Source organism: Paraflavitalea speifideaquila (assembly GCF_032395985.1).
Taxonomy (GTDB): domain Bacteria; phylum Bacteroidota; class Bacteroidia; order Chitinophagales; family Chitinophagaceae; genus Paraflavitalea; species Paraflavitalea speifideaquila.
Genome location: NZ_CP135920.1, coordinates 2528755 through 2548939, shown reverse-complemented (window position 1 = coordinate 2548939; position 20185 = coordinate 2528755). Strand labels below are relative to the sequence as shown.

At 45.0% G+C, this 20185-nt stretch carries 17 protein-coding genes, 1 other RNA gene and 4 pseudogenes; 11 read left to right on the top strand and 11 right to left on the bottom strand.

The features are described from left to right. Positions 1–235: 235 nt before the first annotated feature. Positions 236–1225 carry a Fic family protein gene (locus RS881_RS17570; RefSeq protein WP_315822259.1) on the top strand — a complete coding sequence of 330 codons (990 nt, stop codon included), beginning with the start codon at positions 236–238 and terminating at the stop codon, positions 1223–1225. Positions 1226–1481: 256 nt separating this feature from the next. Here RS881_RS17570 and ssrA read toward each other — a convergent pair. From ssrA to RS881_RS17545, 5 genes and pseudogenes are all read right to left on the bottom strand, one after another. After that, positions 1482–1854, bottom strand: a transfer-messenger RNA (tmRNA) gene (gene ssrA / locus RS881_RS17565). Positions 1855–2119: 265 nt separating this feature from the next. Continuing rightward, the gene (locus tag RS881_RS17560; protein ID WP_315822258.1) at positions 2120–2404 is read right to left on the bottom strand and encodes a hypothetical protein; all 285 of its coding nucleotides are present in this window, start codon (positions 2402–2404) and stop codon (positions 2120–2122) included. A gap of 740 nt (positions 2405–3144) precedes the next feature. Next, positions 3145–4533, bottom strand: coding sequence for an RIP metalloprotease RseP (rseP, locus tag RS881_RS17555; RefSeq protein WP_315822257.1), 1389 nt, complete (start codon positions 4531–4533; stop codon positions 3145–3147). A 258-nt stretch (positions 4534–4791) separates the two neighbouring features. Beyond that, a complete protein-coding gene (locus RS881_RS17550; protein ID WP_315822256.1) occupies positions 4792–5961 on the bottom strand; it encodes a 1-deoxy-D-xylulose-5-phosphate reductoisomerase in 1170 nt (389 codons plus the stop codon). A 178-nt stretch (positions 5962–6139) separates the two neighbouring features. Then, a pseudogene (locus tag RS881_RS17545) lies at positions 6140–7631 on the bottom strand (GH3 family acyl-acid amido synthetase). Between the two features lie 544 nt (positions 7632–8175). On the opposite strand from RS881_RS17545, the gene rplU reads away from it, so the two are divergent. Together rplU and RS881_RS17530 are read left to right on the top strand one after the other, a co-directional pair. Further along, positions 8176–8478, top strand: coding sequence for a 50S ribosomal protein L21 (gene rplU / locus RS881_RS17535; protein WP_315822254.1), 303 nt, complete (start codon positions 8176–8178; stop codon positions 8476–8478). A 149-nt stretch (positions 8479–8627) separates the two neighbouring features. Next, on the top strand, positions 8628–8825 hold the full coding sequence (locus RS881_RS17530) for a 50S ribosomal protein L27 (RefSeq protein ID WP_315824520.1): 198 nt from the start codon (positions 8628–8630) through the stop codon (positions 8823–8825). Between the two features lie 109 nt (positions 8826–8934). Here RS881_RS17530 and RS881_RS17525 read toward each other — a convergent pair whose 3' ends face one another. Beyond that, positions 8935–9165, bottom strand: coding sequence for a hypothetical protein (locus RS881_RS17525; RefSeq protein WP_315822253.1), 231 nt, complete (start codon positions 9163–9165; stop codon positions 8935–8937). Positions 9166–9233: 68 nt separating this feature from the next. Here RS881_RS17525 and RS881_RS17520 point away from each other — a divergent pair, with 68 nt between their 5' ends. The 7 genes and pseudogenes from RS881_RS17520 (at position 9234) to RS881_RS17490 (ending at position 14617) form a co-directional block, all read left to right on the top strand. Next, on the top strand, positions 9234–9437 hold the full coding sequence (locus tag RS881_RS17520; RefSeq protein WP_315822252.1) for a helix-hairpin-helix domain-containing protein: 204 nt from the start codon (positions 9234–9236) through the stop codon (positions 9435–9437). After that, the gene (locus RS881_RS17515) at positions 9434–9589 is read left to right on the top strand and encodes a hypothetical protein (RefSeq protein WP_315822251.1); all 156 of its coding nucleotides are present in this window, start codon (positions 9434–9436) and stop codon (positions 9587–9589) included. The genes RS881_RS17520 and RS881_RS17515 overlap by 4 nt, the downstream gene beginning before the upstream one ends. Positions 9590–9826: 237 nt before the next feature. Then, positions 9827–10186 (top strand): hypothetical protein, encoded by a 360-nt coding sequence (locus tag RS881_RS17510; RefSeq protein WP_315822250.1) that lies wholly within the window; start codon positions 9827–9829, stop codon positions 10184–10186. Continuing rightward, on the top strand, positions 10111–10989 hold the full coding sequence (locus RS881_RS17505) for a PHP domain-containing protein (RefSeq protein ID WP_315822249.1): 879 nt from the start codon (positions 10111–10113) through the stop codon (positions 10987–10989). The genes RS881_RS17510 and RS881_RS17505 overlap by 76 nt, the downstream gene beginning before the upstream one ends. Before the next feature lie 480 nt (positions 10990–11469). Beyond that, positions 11470–11930, top strand: a pseudogene (locus RS881_RS62575) (phage tail-like protein). 395 nt (positions 11931–12325) lie between these two features. Then, positions 12326–13618 carry a tail fiber domain-containing protein gene (locus tag RS881_RS17495; RefSeq protein WP_315822247.1) on the top strand — a complete coding sequence of 431 codons (1293 nt, stop codon included), beginning with the start codon at positions 12326–12328 and terminating at the stop codon, positions 13616–13618. 24 nt (positions 13619–13642) lie between these two features. Next, positions 13643–14617, top strand: coding sequence for a T9SS type A sorting domain-containing protein (locus RS881_RS17490; protein ID WP_315822246.1), 975 nt, complete (start codon positions 13643–13645; stop codon positions 14615–14617). 194 nt (positions 14618–14811) lie between these two features. On the opposite strand, the gene RS881_RS17485 is transcribed toward RS881_RS17490, so the two are convergent. From RS881_RS17485 to RS881_RS17470, 3 genes and pseudogenes are all read right to left on the bottom strand, one after another. Continuing rightward, positions 14812–14946: a Rieske 2Fe-2S domain-containing protein gene (locus RS881_RS17485; protein WP_315822245.1), complete on the bottom strand. Its 135-nt coding sequence runs from the start codon at positions 14944–14946 to the stop codon at positions 14812–14814. Positions 14947–15283: 337 nt separating this feature from the next. Next, positions 15284–16344, bottom strand: a pseudogene (locus tag RS881_RS17475) (NAD(P)/FAD-dependent oxidoreductase); the annotation flags it as partial. Between the two features lie 83 nt (positions 16345–16427). Continuing rightward, positions 16428–16835, bottom strand: a complete 408-nt coding sequence (locus RS881_RS17470; protein WP_315822242.1) for a DUF4142 domain-containing protein — start codon at positions 16833–16835, stop codon at positions 16428–16430. Between the two features lie 112 nt (positions 16836–16947). Here RS881_RS17470 and RS881_RS17465 point away from each other — a divergent pair. Continuing rightward, positions 16948–18047, top strand: a pseudogene (locus tag RS881_RS17465) (IS630 family transposase). Positions 18048–18215: 168 nt separating this feature from the next. On the opposite strand, the gene RS881_RS17460 reads toward RS881_RS17465, so the two are convergent. After that, the gene (locus RS881_RS17460) at positions 18216–18566 is read right to left on the bottom strand and encodes a hypothetical protein (protein ID WP_315822241.1); all 351 of its coding nucleotides are present in this window, start codon (positions 18564–18566) and stop codon (positions 18216–18218) included. A 280-nt stretch (positions 18567–18846) separates the two neighbouring features. Then, the gene (locus RS881_RS17455; protein ID WP_315818148.1) at positions 18847–20169 is read right to left on the bottom strand and encodes an IS4 family transposase; all 1323 of its coding nucleotides are present in this window, start codon (positions 20167–20169) and stop codon (positions 18847–18849) included. Positions 20170–20185: the final 16 nt, after the last annotated feature.

Here is a 20185-nt window from a genome sequence, read left to right as displayed (position 1 = left end):
TTTCCCACGTTTCAGAATGGTATTATTAATCTGCTTCTCGAAATTGGATAGTGTAAGCATATGTTATTATAAATGGAATATTTTAGAATACCTGTCTTATCCATCTTCAATTAAGCTCACTAAATTTATATTTAAAGCTCAAAAGCCCAAATTTTGAGCCTAATAATACCTAATTATGAGCCAAAATTGAATGAAGCTCGTCTGAATGCCAAATATAGCTCAAAAAATAAGGAATTTGAGCTATATTCAACAGCAAAATGAGCTTCAAATGACTAATGATATAGGTAAAATTATCATTGAATATATCAGAAAACACCCTCTACAGTCGTCCCGGGAAATTTATGATAACCTGGGACTTGAAATTGGCTATGCAACCATTAAGCGAGCTTTGAATCAGCTACTTTCGGAAAAATTACTCAGTACAATAGGAAAAGGAAAAGCGACAAAATATATAATAAGCTCATCTTATGAATTGCTTCATTCGGTTGATGTAGAAAGTTACTTTGGGAAAGAACAGGATGAGCGACCTGTCAAAGACGGCTTTACGCTATCACTTATTAATGATGTGCTAAAGAATGCTGACCTGCTTAACGAAACAGAGCAAGCGAAACTTAAAACACTACAGGCAAAATTTAAAGAGAATATTGCGGGCTTATCTGCAACTGCATACAATAAGGAAATGGAACGGCTGGCCATCGATCTTAGCTGGAAATCGTCGCAGATAGAAGGTAATACATATACACTTTTAGAAACAGAGCGATTACTCCGGGAAAAAGAAACTGCCGAAGGCAAGCCAAAAGATGACGCCATAATGCTGCTTAACCATAAAGATGCGCTTAATTTTATTATTGCCCATCCTGATTACATTGTTCCTTTAACCGTCCGTGGTATAGAAGATATCCATAGACTTCTTATTAAAGATTTAGGTATCGACCGCTACATCCGCCAAAGAAGAGTAGGTATTTCAGGTACCAACTATAAGCCAATGGATAATGAACACCAGATCAGGGAAGCATTAATTGACATGTGTGAACTGATCAATGTAAAGGAAGACGTTTTTGAGAAATCTTTGCTTGCCCTTGTTTTGCTTTCCTACATCACGGCGTTTGTGGATGGTAATAAAAGAACAGCTCGCATTGTAAGTAATGCCATATTAATTGCTCATGGATATTGTCCTATATCATTTCGCACTGTTGATTCAATTGAATATAAAAGGCCATGTTGATCTTCTATGAACAGAATAATATCAGTGCCTTTAAAGAAATATTTATTGACCAATATGAATTTGCAGTGAATACTTATTTCTAACTGGTAAATGTTAACACATACTGTATGTCTACAGATACCTGCAGACATACTTATACAAGAATACTACCGGATTCGAACCCGAAAACAGTTCATTCTAAAGACATAAAACATCTTAAAAGATCAATTCGATTCCTTAAAACACAAAACCCGCTACCATAGCGGGTTTTACAATTTTGTGGAGTCGAGGGGACTCGAACCCCTGTCCAAACATATCCTTCAAAAGCTTTCTACATGCTTATTTGATTATTACTTGTCGGGAACAGGCAGGGAACCAACAAACCAACCTGATCCTTAGCTGAATGGTCTTAAACTACCGGCACAGCCTTCGGCAGCAGCAACCTGTATTTGTTTTGAGTCGGCGGCGGGGCTTGGTAACAGATCAACCGGCCCGGCGGCCCAAATGACTATCTAATCACTGATTAGGCAGCCATGGCATACTGAGTATTGCCATTTGAGTTTTGAATATTCAGATTTACGTGCTAATTATCCAACGCACGACATGCTTACACTTTCAAAGATCTACGCTGTCAAAACCAATACGACCCCATAACTTATTAAGGATTAGAACCAGGCACTTCAGCCACCACCAGGTCAGCCCCATGCTCTTCCCTTCCTTCATAAGGGTTACAAATATAATGCAAATCCCCGAAGCCCGACAAAATAACAGCCTTCTGCCTACCCCTTTATCCCTCCTTGCCCGCCTTCTTCCATCCACCAGCTTCCGCCGTCGCCCCTGCCCCACATTTCCGGATATCCTTACCTGTTTCAGCATCACCTGTTTGCCAGCCGCTTACCCATTACATGCGTATTGTCACTTTTGCAGCCCGATAAAAAAAACCTTCATCCGTCCATTAAGCGTCCCTCCCTTCACACCTTCCAGGCTTGAACGCAACCCCCGCCGCAACAATGTCGCTTCTTTTACCGCCAGCCCAAACTCATCCGCATTCAACCGCGTACGCCGGAAATTATCCGATGTCAGCACTTCCTCACGGGTCGGCCCAGGCTTCATCTGCGCCACCAGGCCATCCTTCGTTTGCCGGAACGTTAGGTCACTGATCGTCCCGCTGATCTTAAACAAACTAATCACCTTCGCCATAAGCTTGGATTTAATTGTTACCAACAACCCAAATCTACACCACCGCCACACCCATTTCCAAGCAGCATGGCCGTTCATGACCGAATTGGCCGGGCAAAAGACCAAATTCAATAAATCCGGCCACCTGAAATCGGTGATCAGCCGTAGATACACCAGAGATAGAGATAAGATCCATCACCCATTAGCCCACCTGGTTCCATCACAGTAGAAAGCCAGCGGCAACACAATAGCAAGAAAAAATGCACAAATGCAGGCCCAATGCGAAAAATTGCTCAGAGAGAGATTTGGAAAGAAAACAAACAAGCAGTACAAATCAGTTATAAATCGCTTGTATTCATGGATATGTAAGTTACAAAAAGTGCACCGGCAAACACAAAAAGACCCCCGATAAGAATAACGGGGGTTAACCAAAACTAACTGCTATGAGAAAACTCTATAAAACTTACTAAGTACTTTAAGGCTGTTTCCTTATTGATAACACAAAGTAACGCCATCCCAGTGCCCTGGAAAAGCCCTTTTGGACGAAATGCCTGCTTAGTTTAGTAGAATGTAGTAAAATGCAGATAAACGGGAAGACCCGCGCCAGGCCTCAATCTCCTCACTATCAACTCTGAATTGAACAATACCCATATAGTGGTATTTTTGATCCACTTTCTCCCGCATCCTATCAAACCAACACTAACTTTATCGCACAAAAAAACCGGAAGCCCATCTCGAACTTCCGGTTTCAATACTATATTCTAAATGCTGTTATCTATATTCTGTCTCTTGGATTCTCTACTTAAACAAGAACCTCCAAAAATCCAATCAATCGCATACGCCATCAGCCCCAGCAACAACACCATACCCACCATCTGCGCATACTCCATAAACTTATCACCCGGCTTACGGCCTGTAATGATCTCATACAACGTAAACAATACGTGACCACCATCCAGTGCAGGGATCGGCAACATATTCATAAAGGCCAATACCACACTCAACAAGGCTGTCATACTCCAGAATATTTCCCAATCCCAGGTTGAGTCAAACATATTACCAATGCTCATGAAGCTACCCAATGATTCACTCGCCTTCACTTCATCCGAAGTAAACAGCAGCTTGAAGTTCTTTACATTCATCACCAAATTCTCCCATCCCTTACGCACACCGGCAGGGAAGGCAGGGAAGAAATCGAATTTCTGCTTGTAAGAGCCCGCTACCCTTTCAGGGATCACCAAGAAACCAATCCTGCCCAACGTATCAGTTTTAGCTTTCACCAACATCGTATCCTTATTCCGCAACACCGTTAAGGTCACTTCTTCGTTCTTGTGTTTGGGCATTTCCGCACGGTACTGATCATAAAAAGTAACCGGTGTATTGTTCAGCGCCAACACAAGGTCTCCTCTCAACAAGGTACCCTGTGTAAAAGTGGCCACTCCAGGAAACAAAGTATCAACAATGGGATATACCCTGGGCTCAATAAATGATTGCTTGCGTTTGATCAAACTGCGGATCGTTCCTTTCGGTAAAGGCAGGCTGATGATCTGACCATCACGCTCCACCTGTACCGTTTTCACCTCATCCAGAATAATATCGCGCGTAAGCGAATAATAGTCTTTAACTGGCTTGCCATCAATACTCACGATCTTGTCGCCATTCTTCACACCCACACTGTCGCTGATAGCATTAATCGCAACCCCATGTTTCATTTGCGACATAGGCAGCCTGTTCTCGCCCCATACCCATAAGATCATCGCAAAAAGGAAGAAACCGAGCAATAGATTCACCGTTACACCACCAATCATAATGATCAGCCGTTGCCAGGCTGGCTTACTCCTGAATTCCCAGGGTTGAGCCGGTTGCTTCATCGCCTCTTTGTCCATGCTCTCATCGATCATACCGCTGATCTTTACATAACCACCTAGCGGCAACCAGCCGATGCCATACACAGTTTCGCCAATCTTCTTTTTAAAGAGGGAAAACCAAGGATCGAAGAACAGGTAGAACTTCTCAACGCGGCACTTAAACCATTTGGCGGGCAAAAAGTGTCCCATCTCATGCAGGATCACCAATATGGATAAGGAGAGAATTAATTGAAGCGCTTTGATACCAACTGAAGCCCAATCAATGGCTAAGAATGTGATCATAATCGTGAATCGTCAGTCGTGAGTCGTGAATAAATCGCTGATCAGTCAGCTTTTTCCCTCCTTCACTCCTGCCCTTGGCTTTTGAGTTTTTTGATAATTATATGCTATTGAGAATAACCGATCCAGTATCCAATATACCCGATCTGGAATTCTCCTTCCCCAAATATCCGTTAATAAATGGTATATCCATGCCGCTCACACAAATTCGTTATTTATTAACGGTAAAAACGTTCTCAATGATGCAAATGGTATTGGTAATCAGAGCTTAATTACAGAAGCGGCAAAATTACGGGCCTCCGCATCACTCTCGAAATATTCCTCCAGCGTAGGCTTTTCGATCCAGGGCACCTGGTGCATCGTCCGTTCAATCAGATCCGTCATATCCAGGAAGCCGATCCGGTTACGTAAAAACGCAAAGACCGCTATCTCATTGGCGGCATTCAATATACAGGGCAGGTTACCCCCTTTAAAAAGCGCATCCGTAGCCAGTACCAGGTTCCGGAAAGTCTTCGTATCAGGCTCCTCAAAAGTGAGCTGCGCAGGCTTGCGGAAATTATAACGAGGAAAATTATTAGGTAAACGTTGCGGGAACGTAAGCGCATATTGGATGGGCAGCTTCATATCTGGTAGCCCCATCTGCGCTTTGATACTCCCATCTTCAAACTGCACCATGCTGTGAATAATACTTTGCGGATGTACCTGCACCGACACCTGGTCCGGCTGCAGGTTAAACAACCACCGCGCTTCGATCATTTCCAGTCCCTTATTCATCAGCGTGGCCGAATCGATCGTGATCTTAGCCCCCATATTCCAGTTGGGATGCTGCAAAGCATGATCTCGCTTTACATTCACCAGGTAATTGGGTTTCTTGCCCAGGAAAGGCCCGCCCGAAGCCGTGAGGATCACTTTTTCTATCCGGTTGCGCGTTTCGCCCACCAGGCATTGAAAAATGGCCGAATGCTCCGAATCCACCGGTATAATTGGCGCCCGGTATTCCACCGCCTTCTGCATCACAATATCACCCGCTACCACCAGCGTTTCTTTATTGGCCAAGGCAATCGCCTTCCCTTGTTCCACGGCACGTAAAGTGGGCCGCAAACCGGCAAAACCTACAATGGCCGCCAGCATTACATCGTAACAATCCATCGCTGCCACCTCTTCCAGCGCCTGCTCACCGGCAAATACCTTCGTATCCGTATTGGCCAATGCAGCCTTTACATGCGGATACTTACGCTCGTCGCCAATTACCACAATATTCGGCTTAAAACGCATCGCCTGCTCTACCAGCAACTCATCATTACTATGAGCTGTCAGCACCTCCGCTGTGAATTTATCAGGATGAGAAGCAATTACCTCCAGCGTCTGAGTCCCTATCGACCCCGTAGATCCAAATAAAGCAATACGTTTTTGAGGAATACTGTTTGACATGAACCGGTTTTTGAAAAACAATAATACGAAGGAATCAGGAGTTAGCCCACCCGGCATAATTTTGACACTCCATTTTTGTCATTTCGACCGCAGTGAGCAATCCGCTATCGAAGCAAACGATTCGAAGCAAACAACTGTCGATTACCGACTGCTCCCGCCCATTGGCGGGACCGATTCACTACTCCACATACTTCTCCAACGCAACAGCAATTTTACGGTCATTGCTCAGTCGGGGCACTTTATTTTGTCCACCCAGCTTGCCGATTGATTTCATATAATCTATGAAACCATTCTTTTTAACCGTGCGGATATGCAGCGGCAATAAGATATTACCCGTTATAAGATCGTTATAATAGATGTTTTTATTGCGCAGATGATGGTCTACCTTAATGGCAAACCGGCTCATATCGGGAGGTTTGTTTTCAAACTCAATGAACCACTCATGGTACGATTTACCTTCTCCCTGCGTAATCATCGGCGCCACCGTAAACTCCGTAATATGCACTCCTTCCTCTTCAGCCGCCTTGATCAAACTGTATTCCACTTCCTCGCCAATCACATGCTCTCCAAAAGCAGAGATGAAATGCTTGATACGCCCCGTCACTACCAGCCGGTAAGGGTTCGTAGAAACAAACTTAACCGTATCACCGATATTATATCCCCACAGCCCGGCATTGTTATTAATGATCAGCGCATAGTTCTCTCCCACTTTTACATCCTTCAAACTAAGCCGCGTAGGCGTATTCGAGAATATTTCACCCGCAGGGATGAATTCAAAGAATATACCACTATTTGTATTGAGCAATAAACCTTCCTCTTTTTGCGAATCCTGGAAAGCTATAAATCCTTCCGAAGCAGGGAAAGTCTCAATCGCAGCGATCTGCTGACCGATGCTTTCAAATAATTTATTACGGTAAGGCTCAAAATTCACCCCGCCATGCACCAATACCGAGAAATTGGGGAAGATATCCTTGATCTTTTTACCCGTGTTTTGGTGAAGACGGTCAAAGTACATCTGCATCCATGGTGGAATGCCACTGATAAGCGACATGTCCTGGTGCAGCGTTTCGGCTACTATTCTATCCAGTTTCGTTTCCCAGTCTTCAATACAATTCGTTTCATAAGAAGGCAGCTGATTGCGCCGCAGGTAATTGGGCACATGGTGGTTTACAATACCACTCAAACGGCCCGTTGGGATGCCCCCACCCGGTCCAGCTCAGGCGACCCGGATAAAAAGATCATTTTACCATTCGTGAACTGACTATTGCCCGACTCGGCAATATAACAGAGCAAGGCATTCCTGGCTGTATTGATATGATTGGAGATCGACTCTTTGGAGATCGGTATATATTTAACCCCGCTGGTAGTACCCGACGTTTTAGCCAGGTAGATCGGCTTGCCCTTCCATAATATATTATGACGCCCCTCCTTTATTTTTCAATATAAGGTTTGAACTGCTCATAATCCCGGACAGGAACAGCCTGTATATACTCTTCATACAAGGAAACATTTTGTAGCTGGTGTTCTTTGCCAAACTCAGTTGTTTTCCCCGTCTTCAACAATTCCTTCAGAATGTTTTCCTGGTCCTCTACCGCTGTAGCCATTCCCTTTCTAACACCCTTGTATACATAATTGGCAAAAGGTTTTGCCAGTAAAGATTTGATTTGCATAAGTATTATCTATGGCGCAATCACACGAAATTAGTGTTAATTCGATTATTACAAAAGTTAATCTCCCTATTAGATCCATTACAGAAATCAGCCCCAAAAGATGTTAGAATCCGGTTAGAATTAACCACTTAAACTTTTCCTTCTCCTATACCTCATTGCTTGCTTCCAGCCCCGGAACACTTAGCTCCTCGTCCAAAGCTCGCAGCTCACAGCTCATGTCTTACATTCCCTGGCTTGTATTCCCCACCCCTATCAACCTACTAACTTATCAACACTCCCCTCAAGGCACTCAACTTGTCCCGCCCTGGCGGAAACTCCCAGCTCAGAGCTCCAAGCTTGCACCCCTTTTCAACCAGCTAACTAAATGATTTACAGAAATCTATCCACAACCTCCCCATCTCCACCAGCTCCCTATAAATACGTATATTTGCCCTCCAAAACCCGGTAGCGGCAACTTTATTGTGAGATGTTAAAAAAATTGCCACAAAGCCCGTGAAATCTGCCTTAAACCTATTACCTTTGCACTCCTAATTTTTGGAAAGTTATGTTAGCAATTGTTAAAATAGCCGGTCAGCAATTCAAGGTTCAAAAGGACCAAACTTTATATGTTCCCCATGTTGACGGCATCGCCGGCGACAAATTGGAATTCCCAGAAGTATTGTTGGCAAGCGCTGATGGAAAGTTATCTGTAGGCAGTAGTGTAAAAGCGATCGTTAAAGCCGAGATCGTTGGTCAAGTACAAGGTGATAAAGTAATTGCCTTCAAAATGAAAAGAAGGAAAGGTTTCCGCAAGAAACATGGTCACCGTACCCATTACACAAAAATCAAAGTCATCGACATCGCTTAAGAAAGCCGAAGACAAGAAAGTTCGAAATGCGAAAATGAGCAGCCAGAATTTTCAAATCTTCAAATTTTCAAATCTTCAAATTAATTTATCATGGCACATAAAAAGGGGAAGGTAGCGTAAAGAACGGCCGCGACTCACAGAGCAAACGCCTGGGAGTTAAAATTTATGGTGGTCAACCTGCTATTTCCGGTAACATTATCGTTCGTCAACGTGGCACTACTTACCATCCTGGTAAAAATGTGGGCGTAGGAAGAGATTTCACACTGTTTGCCTTAAACGACGGTGTAGTGGAATTCAGAAAGACGAAAAATGATAAAACAGTAGTAAGCGTACTTCCAGTAGCATAATAAATTTTTCTTACAAAATGTAAAAAAATTTTGGCGGTTTCAAATTAGTTTATATTTTTATGGTTGTAAATTTATTTACTAACCATTTTAAATTCGCAAAACATGGCAACTAAGAAAAAGCCGCTAAAAAAGCTGCAAAGAAAGCCGCTCCAAAGAAGAAAGCCGCTAAAAAAGCTGCAAAAAAGAAATAACTTCTTTGAAACGCAGAAAATATCAAAGTCCCGGATTTATCCGGGACTTTTTTTTTTTGTCTATACCCTACTGCCCCAAACCCACGCCCCACCAGCATTTCAGCTTGAATGCAAGTATACAGCACCAAACTTTGCCCCTTGTATTCCATACTGTATGCTGCCTCCTGTATTCTGTATACCATCTTCTAAATTCTATATTCTTCCCCCAGCGTTAGCCTTGTACCCCTCCAGGCAAACACATGGCCAACTGCTGATTGCCGACTCACCACTTACCACTATTTATTACATTTGCCCCATGACCATCGACAACACCTATATAGCCGACCAATTCGACCTCCTGTCCAAAATCATGGATATCCACGGAGAAAACAGTTTTAAGTCCAAAACCTATTCCGTGGCAGCTTTCAATATCGAAAAATGACACAGGACTTGGTCAACACCCCGCCCAGTGAGCTATTCTCTATCAAAGGCATTGGCGACTCTGTAGGCAAAAAGATACTCGAAATCGTCCAAAACGATGGCCGTTTGAAAGTCCTGGAAGAGTACATCGAAAAAACACCCCAGGCATTATAGAGATGTTATCCATTAAAGGCATTGGCCCTAAAAGATCGCCACCATCTGGAAAGAGATGGGTGTTGAATCCATTGGTGAGCTATTGTATGCCTGTAACGAAAACCGCCTCACCCTGTACAAAGGCTTTGGAGAGAAGACCCAGAAGAACGTACAGGACTCCATCGAATTTTATATGCGCAGCCAGGGCAGCCACCTGTTTGCAGATACCGAAGCCTATTCCTTAGCCGTTGAAAAACCTTGCGTGCCCAATTCCCCGCTAACAAGTTTGATATCACCGGCGAGTTTCGCCGCCAGCAAGAAATCATCAACCAACTGGCCTGGGTAACCACTACTGTGTTAAAAGACCTCCAGACCTTCCTGGAAGCAAACAATTTCAACACCCTCGAAACTACCGATGCCATCCTAACCGTAAAGGGACAAGAGAATATCCCCTCAAATTTTACCAGGCTCCCGACAACCTGTACTATAAAATACTATTCACCACTTCTTGCAGCGAAGAGTTTGCGCAGGCATGGCAAGCCTTGCCCGCTTGGGATACCAACGCTACCTACACATCAGAAGAAGCAATATTCACCAATACCCAAATACCCTATATAATACCAGCCAGGCGCGAGAAAGCAAGCATTCTCTCATCCAACCCAAACCCTGGTCAACTCATCCAACCTGAAGACATCAAAGCCATCATCCACAGCCACAGCGATTGGAGCGATGGAGCCAATACCATCGAGCAAATGGCCAAAGCTGCCATCGACAAAGGATTTGAATACCTCGTCATCAGCGATCACAGCAAAAGCGCCTTCTATGCCAAGGGCCTTTCTGAAGAAAGGATCAAAGAACAGCACCATTATATAGAAGAACTGAATAAGAAGCTCGCCCCTTTCAGGATATTCAAAAGCATTGAGTGCGACATCCTCAACGACGGTGCCCTCGATTATTCCAATGCCATCCTGGGCACTTTCGACCTCGTCATAGCCTCCGTACACTCCAACCTCAAAATGACCGAAGAGAAGGCTATGATGCGCGTTATGAATGCCATTCAAAACCCCTACACCACCATCCTCGGCCACATGACCGGCCGCCTCCTGTTAAGCAGGCCTGGTTATCCCCTCGACCATCAAACCATCATCGACACCTGCGCAGCCAATGACGTCGTCATCGAATTAAATGCCCACCCACGCCGGCTCGACATCGATTGGCGCTGGATTGACTATGCCCTCGAAAAAAATGTATTGCTCTCAGTAGACCCCGATGCCCACTCCATCGAAGGTTTTAATGATTGCCGTTATGGCGTACTTGCAGCCCAGAAAGGTGGCCTCACCGCCAATCGCAATCTCAGCAGTTTCTCCCTGCCCGAGTTTGAAGCCTTCATCACCAAAAGAAAAACAGCCAAGGGAATTTAACTTACCAACACACTTGAATTGGGCAGGTTATCAGAAGCCTGCCGAAACTACCTAAATGCTTTTCTTCCAGGCTTACGGACTTTCCAATTTTCCGGACTCTAAAACATGAACATTTACACCTATACGAGCTTGTGATATATTATATAATTATTAAAAATCACAACTCCTTATAAATTAAAGTATTTATACTCGCTACCTTCTAAATAAAATTAAATACTTTTACAGCTCATCCTCTACCTGTGTTTATCCGGATAACCACGGGTATCCTATTTTCTATTACCTGTAACCAGAGCGACCCTCAAAGGTACCAGTGCGTGGATTCTTTGCCACCTGCGCACAATTAATACCGTATCCCCACGTCACCATTTCCCTGTGCAGGAACCAGCATTCCCATGAACAACCTTCATGCAGTGGCCACTGCATGCTCTACCCTATGAATACCATTTATCAAAATCATAAACGCTAAACGTTAATCGGTTTATGAAAAAAATTCTCCTCAGCATTACCATATGCTGCCTGGCATTCTTGACTACTGGTTATACCCAAAATCTAGCCATCAATGCAGATGGAACATTACCCAACGCCAACGCCATTCTTGATGTTAAATCCGCCAATAAGGGCGTACTCATCCCACGCATGAGCACCACTGCACGCAATGCAATCCCCCTACCCAGGGCCTATTGGTATATGATACCACTACACACTCCTTTTGGTACCATACCGGCCAGCAATGGCAAGCCATAGCTACCAGCAATACCACCGCCCGTTCCACCGCCGGCAATGCCTGGCTATTAGATGGCAATACCGGTACCGACAGCACCAGCTTCCTCGGCACCATCGATGATGTCCATTTACACATCCGCGTAAACGATAAACCATCCGGCCTCATCGACCAGCATTTTAACAATGCCACCTGGGGTTACAATACCGGCAAATTCTAACCACCGGCATCAACAATACCGCACTGGGCAACCTGGCACTCTATAATATCACCACCGGATTTGCCAATACCGCAACCGGCTTCCAGGCCCTTTATTCCAATAAAGAAGGCCTCTCCAATACAGCTACCGGCGAAGCTGCCTTATACCACAACCTTACCGGTTATGCCAATGCCGCCGTAGGCGCAGGCGCACTCCACGACAACAAAGGAGGCTATAGCAATACCGGTATAGGACATATTTCCTTATACCGCAATACCGATGGCACCAGAAACTCAGCACTCGGAGCCGGTGCCCTCTATTCCAACACTACCGGTAAAGAAAATACCGCCGATGGCTACCAATCCCTCTACAAGAATACCACCGGCTCCCACAATACAGCGTCGGGTTATCAAGCTTTGTACTCCAATACCGAAGGCAATAGCAGTGCCGCATTCGGCTTCCAGGCTTTGTACAGCAATACCGAAGGCGCCGGCAATACCGCTACCGGTTATCTATCCTTGCATAAAAACACCCTCGGCTCCTTCAATACAGCCAATGGCTACAAGGCACTAGGCACCGGTTCTGGCAACGCCAATACAGCCGTTGGATACGAATCACTCCTGAACTCCAATGGACATGCCAATACCGCTGTAGGTTACCAAACCCTGCTTAACAACGGCATGGGCGAATACAATACCGCCATCGGCATACAGGCATTGAACGCCAATACCGGTAGCAGAAATACCGCCATTGGCGCCAATGCTTTACGCGTTAGTGCCTTAGCCGTTGACAATACGGCCGTTGGCTACGACGCACTAAAGTCTAACACAACCGGCAGCGTCAATGTCGGCCTTGGTAGTAAAGCTCTCAACAGCAATACTACTGGAGAGATGAATACCGCCCTGGGAGTAGCCGCAGCTGTACTTAACACCACCGGCAACCAAAATACCGCCGTAGGTTTCCTCACATTAACACAGAACAGTACTGGCTCCTACAATACTGCCAGTGGACACGCTGCGCTTCAAACGGCAACAGGCAATGGTAATACAGCCATGGGAATGGCAGCCCTTTTAAACAACAATGCCGGTGATTACAATACCGCCATTGGCTATAGGGCCAACGTTCCCGATCAACTCATTCCCATTGTGAATGCCACTGCCCTTGGCGCCCATACCATCGTGGATGCTTCCAACAAAGTAAGGATCGGCAATGCCGCCGTAACCGTCATTGAAGGCCAGGTACCCTTCACGACTCCTTCCGATGGCCGTTTTAAATTCAAGATCCAGGATGATGTAAAAGGTCTTGATTTTATCCTCCAACTCAAGCCCGTTACCTACCAGTTTGATGTAAAACGGTTCGATAACCAATACGAACAGAAAGAAGGTCAGGTCATCCCTGCCAGCAACATCATTCAGACATCCTACGATGAAGCAGCCCGCATCCGCCGCAGTGGCTTCATTGCCCAGGAAGTGGAACAAGCCGCCAACGCCAGCGGTTACAATTTCAGCGGCATCATAAAACCACGTACCGAGCAAGACCACTACAGCCTCAGCTACGACGCCTTTGTAGTACCACTCGTAAAAGCTGTACAAGAACAACAAAAGATCATTGAAAAACTGCAGGAGATCAATACCAACGAACAAAGCAGGATCAGCCGGTTGGAAAAACAGGTCGAAGAACTCCTCCGCCAGCTAAAAGCATCCAAATAATTTTCATCATCCATGCGATTCATTATGAAACCTATATTTGTTTCTTATGGCCTAATACTCCTGCTATTGGGTAATACACCCAATGCCGAGGCCCAAAAGCAGGTCTACCTGTCACCAGGGCTTTATCTAATTGCCCTCGATGCCCCCCGCCTGGTTTTCCAAAACCTGGACCTTAACAACAATGGGCATTTTACTGCCGACAATAGTACCGTCATCTTTACCGACCATTTAAACCAACGGCCTGCGCTTATCAATGGCAATAGCAAAACAGCCTTCCACCACCTGACCATTAACCAGCCTATTCAACTAGCCCATGATATCCAGGTTACGGGCAACCTGTTGCTTAACCAGGGCAACCTGCAACTGGATCATTATACCCTCGACCTCGACAGTTCGGGTAATATCATTGGCGAAAGGAATGAATCACACATCATCGGCAGGTCGGGAAGCAGCATCACCAGAACCGCTGTACTACAGGCGCCACAACAGGTCAATCCCGGCAATATCGGAGTGTCCATCACCAGCCCTGCCAACCTGGGCCTTACCCGCATTATTCGCGGGCACAATACGCCTGTACCAACCAGCAGTTCAGCCGCCACCAACCGGACCTTTGATATCCAGCCAGCCAACAACAAAAACCTCCAGGCCACTCTCCAGTTTCATTACCTCGATGCCGAACTATCGGGCAACGAAAATGAACTCACACTCTTTACAGGGGATGGATACAACTGGAAGGCCGCCGGCAAAGACAAAAGCAATGCCGCCGCAAACTGGCTGATCAAAAACAAGTTGGATCAACTACATCGCTATACCCTGGCGGGTAATGGCTTCGCAAAAATGCAGGTATACCCCAACCCGGTGAAGAATAGGTTCACGCTTACCTGGCAGTCCACTGCCCGGCAAGAGATCGTACTACTCCTAACTGATGCATCCGGTAAGATCATGGAAAGGAAAAACAAAACTGCCGCGAAGGCGTCAATTCCATCGAATGGAATATGACCCGTTATGCAGCCGGCAACTACCACCTTTCTGTGGAAGGCGTACAAACCAATGCCGTTAAGATCTTTAAAGAATAAGATACTGAAGAAAATGCAACAGAGGCAAAGCTGTTGCGGTTACAGGCCCTGATGAAAGCAACGAGTGGTAAATGACAGTGCATAGGAAAATGACAAAGAGCCATTTGCCATTCGTTTTTATAAGATCACCTTACCCATTTTAATATCATATACCGCCAGGTTCTTCCGCGCCGGTCCCGTTAATACCTCTCCCGTAAAAGAGAACCGCGATCCATGGCAAGGGCAATCCCATGTTTTTCTGCCCCATTCCATTTAACCGAGCATTTGATATGTGTACAACCCGGATCAATGGCAAATACTTTCCCTCGGTGTCTTTATATATACCCATTTTCTTTCCTTCAAATTCTACTATACGGCCTTCATCCAAAGCAATATCCGCCAGAAATGGCAATCGCTCTGCAGGAAACAAGCCACCCACCAGTTTTCCCACCACATCTGCCGCCTCTTTTACAAAATTGGCAAAACCCGCTACCAGTTTAATGCGGTTGGGGTCCAGCAATTCTTCCAATGGACTGTTTCCCTGCACGATCAGATCGCACAATAAAATAGCCGATAAGCTACCATAGATCATTCCATTGCCACCAAAACCTGTAGCCACAAAAATATTATCCGGGTGCCCTGGCAGGTGACCAATATAAGGCAGCCCATCTGTTGACTCAAAGTATTGTGAAGACCACCTGTAACTCACCTCCTTGACCTCAAAAAATTCCGCACATGGCTTTCCAACCGCCTGAAGCAAGCCTCCGTATTTTCTTCATGCCCTGTCTTATGATCTTCTCCACCTACAATCAGATACTGCTCCCCATTCACTTCCTGGCACCGGTAATAGTGATAGGGATCTTCCATATCATACGCTACCCCTTCCGGGTAATACCCATCTTTTAATTGTACCGCAATGGCATAACTCCGGTAAGGCGCACAACGAAAATGCAATAGGTTTACCCCAGGAGGTATATGCGTGGCATACACCATTTGCCGGCATTTGATATTCCCTTTCGTGGTCACCACTTCAATCGTTTCATTATTCGTGGCATGCAGCATGCGGCAATTTTGCAACAATACGCCCCCTGCCTCTTCAAAAGCCTTAGCCAGCCCATACAAATATTGAAGTGGATTGAACTGCGCCTGGTTCTCAAACAAAGCCACCTCTTTATAAGGCATCGGGAAAGGCGAATCATTAATAAACCCAGCCCCTACTCCCACCTTTTGAGTGGCCGTTACTATCTCTCCCAGTTCAGTGCTTTGCTTTTCATTCACCGAAAACAAATAACCAGGCAACTCTTTAAACTTACAGTGGATATCAAATGCCCCAATATTACCCTTGATTAGGTCAATAACCGATTGTACCGCCCCAGCCATCAGCTGTGCATCCTCCCCCGAAAAGTTCTTGGCTATCTGCCCATAAGAGCTATCCATAAAAGTATTGAGATGCGCCGTCGTTCCTCCCGTGCTGCCAAAACCTATATTATGCGCCTCCACCAGCACACATTGCTTACCCCATTGCTGCAACCGTAGTGCAGTACTGATCCCTGTAATACCACCACCCACGATCAAAACATCCTGAATCCCTACAGGAATATAATTGGCCCGTGCCCGGTAATCAGGCAGGGAAGATTGCCATAAACTTTGACAGTTGCCATCTCTTTCCATATATTTTTTATGTTATCGGTTATAAACCTAATGCCACAAAAAAAGACGGCCTCCCGGCCGCCCTACACAAACCTTAATCGCCATTAAGATTTATCTCTGCAAGATTCCAATTGTTGCTGATTCGCTTTTAGGATAGGTAACACATCTGTTACCAATTTTTTGATACCCTTTTCTTTAGCTGCTCGTGATTCAGCTTCATACCGGCTGATTCCCGCCGCATTCCAGGTGACCATCTTCTCCACCCATTGCTCGTCAAATGCTTTGCCCGAAAGCTGAGCCAACTCCTTTCTACTTCCATCATTATAGTTGGGCATACTATCACTAGCAGCTTTCTTTTGCAACTTTTGTAATCCACTGTACAATTGCCGTTGGTCAAGGCCTATTCTTTGCGCCACTTCTTTTATTGCTGGCCGGCTGGCCTTCCGCATACCCAGGTCTGCTAAGGCAATCGTTTCTTCAGCCCGTTGTAAGGCATTGACCACAAAATGCACATCAGTTTGTAAAGTGTCTGTCTCTACCAGTTGCCTTGGAAACTGCGTACTAGTGTAATGACAAATTAATTATGAAACATTTTGTATATTAGTGCTCTAAATCGACACTAATATGGCATTATCCTTAAAGCTTAACCGGAAAGAACTATCCTTTCTAGAGTCTAAAAAGCAAGGTAAGGATTTGGGGTTGCGCAGATATAACCGCATTAATGTGCTATTGCTTCTTCACAAAGGGAAGAAGGCGTCAGAGATAGAGGAGTTCCTGGGAGTCGACCGTATCACGGTCTGGCGCACAAAGAATCGTTATCTGGAACAAGGGATAGAGGCGGCCATTGAGGAAGAAAGTCGTACAGGTCAGCCGGTGAAGTATACAAGCGATCATGAAGCTGAATTGGCCTCATTAGCCTGTGGTCCGTGCCCTGCAGGCAGAAAGCGTTGGACAATACGTTTACTCACAGAAGTGATCCGGTCCAAACCCGGTTTTGAACAGATCAGCCGCGAAAGTGTGCGGCTGGTGTTAAAAAAATGAATGTAAGCCTTGGTTAAGGAAGATGTGGTGCATTCAGGAGATAACCCCGGAATATCGTAAACGAATGTACCGGCTCCTGGATCTTTACAAGCAGCCATATGACGATAAACACCCGGTGATCTGCCTGGATGAAAAAAAGTAAACAGTTATTAATGGACAGCCGTTCACCGATAGCGGCCAAACCCGGAAATCCGGAAAAGTATGATTACGAATACAAGCGAAAAGGAACCTGTAACATATTCGTTGCAGTTGTACCCAAAGCCGGAAAGCGTATCGTGAAGGTAACAGATACAAGAACAAAGGCGGACTTTGCCTGCTTCGTTGAAGAACTGCTGAACAACCATTTTCCAAAAGCCGATTACATACAGTTAGTCGTGGACAACTTAAATACACATTTTGAACGTTCCTTTTATGAAACAATGGGGCATCAAAAAGCTTCCCGGATACTGAAGCGAATAAGATTTATTTACACCCCGAAACATGCAAGTTGGCTGAATATGGCAGAAATTGAAATCAATATTATGGATAGGCAGTGTACCGGCGGCAGGATAGAATCAAAGAAAAAAATTGATCACTGACATCCACGCCTGGAGCAAAAAGCGCAATCGTAATAAATGTGACATCGAATGGAAGTTTACACAGCAGGACGCAGATAAAAACTTTCTAAACACTACGTTTCATAATTAATTTGTCACTACACTAGGGTCCACATGCTCTGCCACCATCTGCGAATCCTTTGGCTTTTCATCCTGCCGCACACTGCCTTCCCCACAGGACAACCATCCTGTAATAGCCAACATTATCAATAGGATCCAACAACACTTCATACATTATTATTAAGGTAAAACGACTCAGGTTACTATCTCATCCAGGATGAAGGGTATCTTTTGTACATACTCCTGGTCATAGGCCCACCCACTACCAGGTATCTTGAACAACTGCCAAACATGACTTTGCAATTTCACCAGCGTAAACATATACCGCCTATTGGGTGCAAAGATCTCATACACCAGGTAGCCCGCCGTATGATCTGCATGGTACCCAAAGCGAATGTGCTTATCATTCTCCGGCTCTTCAAACCAGGTGAGCATTTTTTTACACCAGTCAAAATAATAGAGTTGATCTATCTTTTTACCAATCATGTCAGCCAATACAGTAAATCCCATATCCTGTTCCACCCATTGCCCATATTCCACATCCACAAAAAGATGTTCTCATAACCATCCTCAAACACTGCATGAAACATACAATGAATGGGGTGCACCATTTCGTTAAGCATTACCGTTTGCTCTCGGCCATCAATCGTCAACCGCAGTTGATGTTCCATATAATAAATAAATTGTTCATAGTGTAATTCCCCGCTTGCTCACCACTCCTCGAAGCAAAAGATTGCCGATTTATCCCGCCCCTTGGCCTATCGTGTGGACACATTTTTCATTATCATCCATGCATCGAAAGCAGCTTTAAAGTATTGTATTCCAATCAAAGGGTCGTAATACCAGGGTGTTTTCTACTTTCATAGCCCTTCCATCCGCCCATTCTTGCAATAACCCATACAAACCTTTTTAAATCCTGAGTTCTGTATGGGTTCTTTTGTTTTTCCGTTTTGCCTTCCAGTCGTATAATCTGGTGTTCCAGAAACAATTGTTCATCCTCACTAAAACAAGCCTCTGCCCCAAGGGCGACTTCAGGTTCTGCATAAGACAACCTCATCAGGAACAGTTTAATGACCACTTCCATAATCAGTAAACACATCTTTCGCACAGAGGAAGCATATTCCAGTTCCGATGCTTCTATGTTATAACCTTCTTTCTTCAGTATCTTAAATACTTCTTCAATCATCCACCGCCAGCTATACCACTCAATGCAACTTTTTGCCATGTCCGCGCTTTCAACAGCCAGGGTGGTTAACAAACGCCAGCATATCTTATCGGATCCCTCATAACCCACTTCCTTTGCTTCTACCAACCAAAGTTTAACCCATGGAACTACTCCTTCGCTGCTACCATACGTTCTCTTAATTTCCACTTCTCTATACCGGACTTCCATTCGGGCAATTCGCTTCTTCCTGCCGTTTTTAGCATCCACAACCAGTTCATAAGTGCCTTGCACCGGATGATCTGACAAACAACTGAATAACTTTGTTTTATCCTTTAATGTCCGGTTGGTCCTTACCCGGATTAGTAAATCGGCCCCTGCTTCCGGAATAACAGCAAATTGCTCATAGATATCACCTTCCCGGTCCTGTACAATGACCATTCCTTTTACTACATCCCCCAACGCCTCTTTGGTGTTTTTAGACACTTCTATCCATCTGTACGACTCTTTTTCCTCTATCGGCAATGAACTATAGTTGCGCTCATGTTTACTTTTAAACTCCAGTGACCGGTTCCAGACCTTGATATCTGCATAGCCATAAGGAATCCCTTCAACAGCATCCAATACCAGGCTGGGGTGCAGCAGGAAACCCAAACCCTTTTTATTATTGGCATTGGTGGTACCTATATACTCATCTTTTTTAATCCGCCTGCTATGGCTGCTCAGGTTTATTTCTGTAGTATCCTGAATACACACCACATACTTATCCTGGCAGGCAGCTTTACAGTTAGCGGACAGATTCCGGACAATTTCTTCTTCACTCACACGGTCATTCTGCAAAAAACGATAAAACCCCTTGGCAGAAGACTCATCAGACGATAGCTGCCGGATCGAGTGGACACCTTTGCTAAATAAATCCCCTAAAATCTTATTGCCACGATACAATAAACGCAGGTCGTCTAATTCCGTAAATTCTCTCTTTTGCATAGTTTAAACACGCAAA

What these genes read in the sequence shown, in the direction of transcription:
- RS881_RS17515 (WP_315822251.1), top strand. Translation starts at nt 9,434, where the DNA reads ATGACACAGGACTTGGTCAACACCCCGCCCAGTGAGCTATTCTCTATC.
- RS881_RS17525 (WP_315822253.1), bottom strand. Translation starts at nt 9,165, where the DNA reads ATGGAATACAAGGGGCAAAGTTTGGTGCTGTATACTTGCATTCAAGCT.
- rplU (WP_315822254.1), top strand. Translation starts at nt 8,176, where the DNA reads ATGTTAGCAATTGTTAAAATAGCCGGTCAGCAATTCAAGGTTCAAAAG.
- RS881_RS17490 (WP_315822246.1), top strand. Translation starts at nt 13,643, where the DNA reads ATGAAACCTATATTTGTTTCTTATGGCCTAATACTCCTGCTATTGGGT.
- rseP (WP_315822257.1), bottom strand. Translation starts at nt 4,533, where the DNA reads ATGATCACATTCTTAGCCATTGATTGGGCTTCAGTTGGTATCAAAGCG.
- RS881_RS17485 (WP_315822245.1), bottom strand. Translation starts at nt 14,946, where the DNA reads ATGGAATGGGGCAGAAAAACATGGGATTGCCCTTGCCATGGATCGCGG.
- RS881_RS17550 (WP_315822256.1), bottom strand. Translation starts at nt 5,961, where the DNA reads ATGTCAAACAGTATTCCTCAAAAACGTATTGCTTTATTTGGATCTACG.
- RS881_RS17455 (WP_315818148.1), bottom strand. Translation starts at nt 20,169, where the DNA reads ATGCAAAAGAGAGAATTTACGGAATTAGACGACCTGCGTTTATTGTAT.
- RS881_RS17560 (WP_315822258.1), bottom strand. Translation starts at nt 2,404, where the DNA reads ATGGCGAAGGTGATTAGTTTGTTTAAGATCAGCGGGACGATCAGTGAC.